This window comes from Alterinioella nitratireducens (genome assembly GCF_013155465.1).
GTDB classification, from domain to species: Bacteria; Pseudomonadota; Alphaproteobacteria; order Rhodobacterales; family Rhodobacteraceae; genus Alterinioella; species Alterinioella nitratireducens.
On record NZ_JABJVX010000038.1, the window covers coordinates 1 to 5611 of the forward strand.

Here is a 5611-nt window from a genome sequence, read left to right on the forward strand (position 1 = left end):
GTCGAAACCCCAAAAAACCAAGGCGGCGCAACCCGAGCTGCCCGCAACTCCGCATAACCATGCGCTCCGCATATTACAGCTTGCCGGGCAACTGACGCAGCGCCGAACGCTGGTCTCTATGCCGCCGTCCCGTGTGGGGCGGCGGCTTCTTTGTGTAGCGTCGCCTCCGGCCAACGTGAAACGACGGGTTTCACGCACGATAGTCATATCTCTCGCGTGATCATCATACTTCACGCACGATATTGCATTTTCATGCGCAGACCTTATCTTTCGTGTGAACCCGGATGAAAGGCATACACCTATGGCATTTCGAGCAGACGAGGCGGCACAGGACGGCTACGAGCGGGCGCGACGGATCTTGGTCCTGACGCCCGGGGTCGATGCCGACCAGCGAGAGAAGGCGGACGACGCGCTGCAGGACCTGATCGACGCGCATGGTCCGGTTGTGCGCGGGTATCCAACGTGGCACCCCTTGGTGCCGCAGGAAAATCCCCAGATGCCGGTGACGGACCCCAGCGACCGTTGCGGCTATCAAGGTCTGGACCACACGATCTGTTTCGCACACGCGTTCGTTTCGTGCCCCTACGGAGATGGCTCAAAGATCATCGAGTCTGTCGAAGCGATGGAGCCCCATCCCTGCGCCACGATTACCGCCGAGCGGCTGGACGTTCCCTTCTACAATTCGGGTACTACGCCGATCGTCGTCCGCTGCGACTGGCACGAAGCTTTTCCCGAGCGCCACATGGTACCCAAGAAGCTCGCCGTGCCGCTGATGATTCAGCAAGAGATGCGCATGTGGCACCGCGCTGAAGTCGGCGAGCGGTGGGATACGATGCGTCCCTACCTGCTCGGTGATCCCCATGGGTCGCGCTCATCGCTGTTTGTCAATCAGGAGACGGCGATGGCGATGAAGCGCGTCTACATGGCTATGGTGGAGTCCGGCATGTTCGGGCCGCTGCGAATGGACTGACGCGTCGTTCATCATCGCAGCCCGCGCGGTCGATGTTCGGGGCTATCGCATCCGTATTGCCTCGAACAGCCGCCGCAGGACGTAGGACCGCGCAATGCTGACCACGGTGAACACCGCGCCCATCTTCAGGTTCTGCGCCAGCGTCGTGTGCAGCCCGAAGACCGGGAAGATCAGGATCTGCGTGACCACGGCGACGCCGTAGCCGACGATCACATTGGCGATGGACTCGACCAGCGACATGAGGCGGGACTGTTTCATGCCGCAGCCTCATCCATCGGCCAGCAATTCAGCCGCCAGAGTTCGCAGCGCATGCGCCGCAACCAGCGGGACCACGCCGTTGCCACAGAGGCGAAGCCGGTCCACCCGGTGGGCCAGCCCATCAGCGCCTCGACGAACAGCGGGTTCAAGGTCCGGCGCGGCTCGGAGGTATCGCGCCCAGCCATCGGCGTCACCAGGACCTGGCGGCCAAGCAGACCGTTCACCGGCGTGTTCGCCAAGCTCGTCGCGCCATCCTTGTGATCGCGGGCCGTTGGCGTCATCCACATGCCCGCCGAACGAGTCAGGTCCGCTGTCCGCCGGTTGCCCGCGCTCGGCTTGCAGCCGTCGTTCGCCATTGGCGTCGGCCACATCGCGGCCGTCGTCGCGAGGTTCATCCCGTGCTGGCCCGCCGCCTGCGAGGGCGTCGGCTTCGTCTGCCGGTTCTCGTTGGCGCTGGCGCGGGGCGTCGGCCAGAGCCGCAGCAGTTCCGTCCGGTTCCCGCCGCTCGAGCGCGTCCCCGAGCAGGCGCGCGGGGTCGGCCAGGTGGTCGCGCTCGCGGTGGGCGAGGATGAAGAGCCGCTCGCGCCTGTGGGGCGCACCGACTTCCGCCGCCGTGAAGAGGCCAGCCGCAAGGCGGTAGCCCATGCCGACCAGTCCGCTGGCGACTTCGGGGAAACCGAGGCGGAGATGATGGGCGACATTCTCGAGGAAGACGAAGGGCGGTGCGACCTCGCCGATGATGCGGGCGACATGCGGCCAGAGGTGGCGCGGGTCGTCCGCGCCCCGGCGTTTTCCCGCGACGGAGAACGGCTGGCACGGATAGCCCGCAGTGACGATGTCCACCGCGCCGCGCCACGGGCGGCCATCGAAGGTGGCAACGTCGTCCCAGACAACAGCCTGATCCAGGGACGCGTCTTCCATCCGCGCCACGAGAGTGGCTGCGGCGTAGGTTTCCCGTTCGACATGGCCCACAGCACGATATCCGGGGATGGCGATGGCGAGCCCGAGGTCGAGACCGCCCGCGCCGGAGCAGAGGGAGAGGCCGAAGAGGCATGCGTCTCCGGCTCCGGAAGTGCCTCCGGAGGAAGGTAAAGCCAGGTCATGCATGTCACGCGGCGGTCTGGCGCTTTCGCGCGGGTTCGGGGGCTGCGTCCTTTGCCGGGGCGTCGGCGGGGGCTTCGGCATCGTCGCCCAGCCGCTCCGTCCTCACCTGCGCGAAGGTCCGGCCGTCGCCATCAAGGATCGCGTCGCGGCCGGTCTCGGCCTGCCAGCGCTCGACCGCGACATCGACATAGGCCGGGCTGATTTCCATTGCGAAGACGCGGCGGCCGTTGGCCTCGCCCGCCATGATCTGTGAGCCGGAGCCCGAGAACGGCTCGTAGCAAAGCCCGCCGCGCGCCACATGCTGGCGCATCGGGATGCCGAAGGCGTCGAGCGGCTTCGGCGTCGGATGGTCGGGCCGCTCGTCCTTGGCGAAGCTCGGCAGCGCCCATGTCGATGGCAGGGTTTCTTCCGCCACCTTGGGTGGGCGGTTCGGCCGACGCCACCCCATGAAACAGGGCTCGTGCTTCCAGAGGTAGTGGGACCGGGTTAGAACCCCGCGGTCCTTCACCCAGATGATCTGCTGGTGCACGAAGGCACCGGCCTTTTCCCAGCAGGCTTCCAGCATCGCCTGGCGGCGCGAGGCGTGCCAGCAATACCAGGCGGCATCGTCGGCGATGGCCTCAGCCACGGCCGCCGCGATGAAGCCGTCGTAAAGTTCCGCTCCCTGCGAACTGTCGTCCCAGGTGGTGCCATAGGACGCGGACCAGTCCTTGTTGCGGGTCGGATGGTTCGAGCCGTCGTAGTCGACGAGGTATGGCGGGTCGGTGGCGAACAGGATCGCGCGCTCGCCATTCATCAGGCGGCGCACATCGGCGGCGCTGGTGCTGTCGCCGCACAGGAGGCGATGATCGCCGAGGATCCAGAGATCACCGGTGCGCGACGCCGGGTTACGCGGCGGTTCGGGGATGGTCACTGGAGGCACAGAGCCCCCGGCGCCAACTTCTTCACCGTCGTCTTCCGCGACGTAGGCCAGTAGCTTGTCCAACTCGCCGTCCGAGAATCCGACCAGCGACAGGTCGAAATCCTCGGCCAGCAGGTCGTTCAGTTCCGCCGACAGCAGCGCCTCGTTCCAGGTGCCGAGTTCCGTCAGCTTGTTGTCCGCGATCCGGTAGGCCCGCCGCTGCGCCTCAGTCAGATGCCCCAGCACGATCACCGGCGCTTCGGTCAGCCCGAGCTGCGTGGCGGCCAGCACGCGCCCATGGCCCGCGATCAGCTCTCCGTCCTCGCCCACGAGGCACGGCACGGTCCAGCCAAACTCGGCCATGCTGGCGGCGATCTTGGCCACCTGGTCCGCGCCGTGCGCCTTCGCGTTCCTCGCGTAGGGCTGGAGGCGCGACAGCGGCCACATCTCGATCGCGTCCGGGGCGAAGCTCAGCGTCATGGTGGGCAAGGTTCCTCGGTCGGGTGGATGCCGGTGGCTTCCGGACTCCGGATGCCGGGCTGGACTCCACACGGGGTCCAGCAGCTACCAGCGGTGTCCGGTCGGAAGGCCAGCGTTCATTGATGTTTGCGCGGGGCGCGCGTGGCTCCGGCTTCCGGGTGGCTTCCCAAAAATCCGGCCCTGTCGCTGGCGATGTCCCGCGCTTCGCCCGCCCGTATACGTTTGGGGCCAGGAAGGACCCGCGAATTCAGTGGGTTAGCGGCTTGGACCCCAGCTGGACCCTTTGGTGGACCCCAGAAGCCAGCTGCGCGGCCTCTGCCTGCGCGCTCCTCTCCCGAGTATATCCGATTTGTAGCCTCTCAGCCGGAAACTGTAACCCTTTGCGATGTCTCACTGAAAATTCCGTCACAGGACGATTTTTCTTGACAGGTTGTTCGCGTTCTCGACCACGAAACGCCGTGACCGCTTTGAAGGCGGCACGCGCCCATTGAGCCGCCAAGTGATCAGCGCGAGGCCGTATTGCCAATGGCGGTTGGCCGCCGGGCGGCTGATCCCCATCTCCCAGCAGATCCGCTTCCACGGCGTGCGCTCGGCACGCAGCCAGACGATCCGGGCATCGTCCCGCTCCAGCCAGCGCAGCCAGAGCAACGCCTCCTCGGCTTCGGTGATCTGGCGCGGTCCCGGCCGGGGCCTGCGCATCTGGGGCTCCTGTCCGACCTTGTCCGCGAAGCTGTGGAAATACTCGGGCCAGGCGTTGAAGAAGCCCTGCGGCATGACGCCGGGCAAGGTGCGGAAGACGTCGGCCGCGCTCTCCAACCGGTCCTCCACGCGCGCTGTAGTCCACTCAGTCATGGTGCGCCTTCCGGTTTTGTTTGCCGTACAGGCGTTCGCCAAGCTGGCGCACCAGTTCCCGCTCGGGCCAGGTTAGCCGGTCATCGTCGATGGCGACGGCCAGCAGCCCTTGTTCCTTCCAGCCGTCCCGTTTGACCTCATCGGGCTGGCGGCGATGCCCACCATAGCCCTTGGGCGTGAAGCGCATACCGGTCATTGCGCACCTCCGTGGGTTTCCATGGCCCAGAGGAGGATCGCGATGGCATCGGCTTCGTTGTCATCGGCCGGGCTGAACCCGCGCGCCCGGGCGGCGGCGATCATGGCGTCCTTGTTGGCGTTGCCCTTGCCGGTGGCGTGGCGCTTGATGGTGCCGACGGGAACGCCCTCGTATGGCACGCAGCGCAACTCGGCCCATGCCGTCAGCGTGGCCATCAGACCACCATAGACGTGGGCGGCGTCGGTGCCCGCGTGGCGGCGGACTTCCTCGAACCAGATGGCGGCGATGGGCCTGGACAACCGCTCCAACTCGCCCAGCCAATTCGTGAAGCGCAGGTATCGCATCCCACCGCCATCGAACCGTCCATTGCGGAACGATGCTGTGCCGCTGGTGATGAGGCCGTCCGAGGACCGTAGCGCCCAGCCCGTTGTGGTCCCGAGATCCAGGGCCAGGATGGTCCCCGGCATGTCTGACGTCTGGTGTTCACACACGGGTTCAATTTGCCTGTTCGACATTGTCATCTCCATTGCTGCTCGAAAGGTGAAGGGTGCGCGACGATCTGGCCCGCCCGCGGATACCCCACGACGTATGGGATGGGGCCAAACCTGCTGGTTGGCCCCCCATACGTAGTATGGGGGCTTTCATTGTTCGTCCTCCAATCAGCGTAAGATGCTGAATTCATTTGCGTTTTGAGGACGAACAGAGGACGTACAAGAGGACGAACATGTTCGACCTCTTTTTGCTCCAAGTGATTGATTTCATTGGGTTGAGGGCGAACAACGGCGGAGGACGAACATGTTTGTCCTGAGGTCGAACAGAGGACGTACAAGCCAAAATCAGGCATTTTCAT

7 protein-coding genes and 1 pseudogene are annotated in these 5611 nt (G+C 65.5%); 1 reads left to right on the forward strand and 7 read right to left on the reverse strand.

The window, feature by feature from the left end:
• Positions 1-301 precede the first annotated feature (301 nt).
• Positions 302-970, forward strand: coding sequence for a hypothetical protein (locus HNS34_RS20315; protein ID WP_172321899.1), 669 nt, complete (start codon positions 302-304; stop codon positions 968-970).
• 42 nt (positions 971-1012) lie between these two features.
• Here HNS34_RS20315 and HNS34_RS20320 read toward each other — a convergent pair whose 3' ends face one another.
• The 7 genes and pseudogenes from HNS34_RS20320 to HNS34_RS20345 all read right to left on the reverse strand — a co-directional run bounded on the left by HNS34_RS20320 (position 1013) and on the right by HNS34_RS20345 (position 5228).
• Positions 1013-1228, reverse strand: coding sequence for a DUF7220 family protein (locus HNS34_RS20320; RefSeq protein WP_172321900.1), 216 nt, complete (start codon positions 1226-1228; stop codon positions 1013-1015).
• Entirely contained in the window at positions 1225-1509 is a 285-nt protein-coding gene (locus HNS34_RS20875) for a hypothetical protein (protein ID WP_235952835.1), read from the reverse strand. Before HNS34_RS20875 ends, HNS34_RS20320 begins: the two co-directional genes overlap by 4 nt.
• A gap of 319 nt (positions 1510-1828) precedes the next feature.
• Positions 1829-2413: pseudogene (locus HNS34_RS20880) on the reverse strand (DNA cytosine methyltransferase); the annotation flags it as partial.
• A complete protein-coding gene (locus HNS34_RS20330) occupies positions 2337-3713 on the reverse strand; it encodes a site-specific DNA-methyltransferase (RefSeq protein ID WP_172321902.1) in 1377 nt (458 codons plus the stop codon). The gene HNS34_RS20330 and the pseudogene HNS34_RS20880, both read right to left, overlap by 77 nt.
• Positions 3714-4118: 405 nt before the next feature.
• Positions 4119-4565, reverse strand: a complete 447-nt coding sequence (locus HNS34_RS20335) for a DUF6362 family protein (RefSeq protein ID WP_172321903.1) — start codon at positions 4563-4565, stop codon at positions 4119-4121.
• A complete protein-coding gene (locus HNS34_RS20340; RefSeq protein WP_456236984.1) occupies positions 4558-4761 on the reverse strand; it encodes a hypothetical protein in 204 nt (67 codons plus the stop codon). Before HNS34_RS20340 ends, HNS34_RS20335 begins: the two co-directional genes overlap by 8 nt.
• The gene (locus tag HNS34_RS20345) at positions 4758-5228 is read right to left on the reverse strand and encodes a crossover junction endodeoxyribonuclease RuvC (protein WP_172321904.1); all 471 of its coding nucleotides are present in this window, start codon (positions 5226-5228) and stop codon (positions 4758-4760) included. Before HNS34_RS20345 ends, HNS34_RS20340 begins: the two co-directional genes overlap by 4 nt.
• Between the last annotated feature and the right edge of the window lie 383 nt (positions 5229-5611).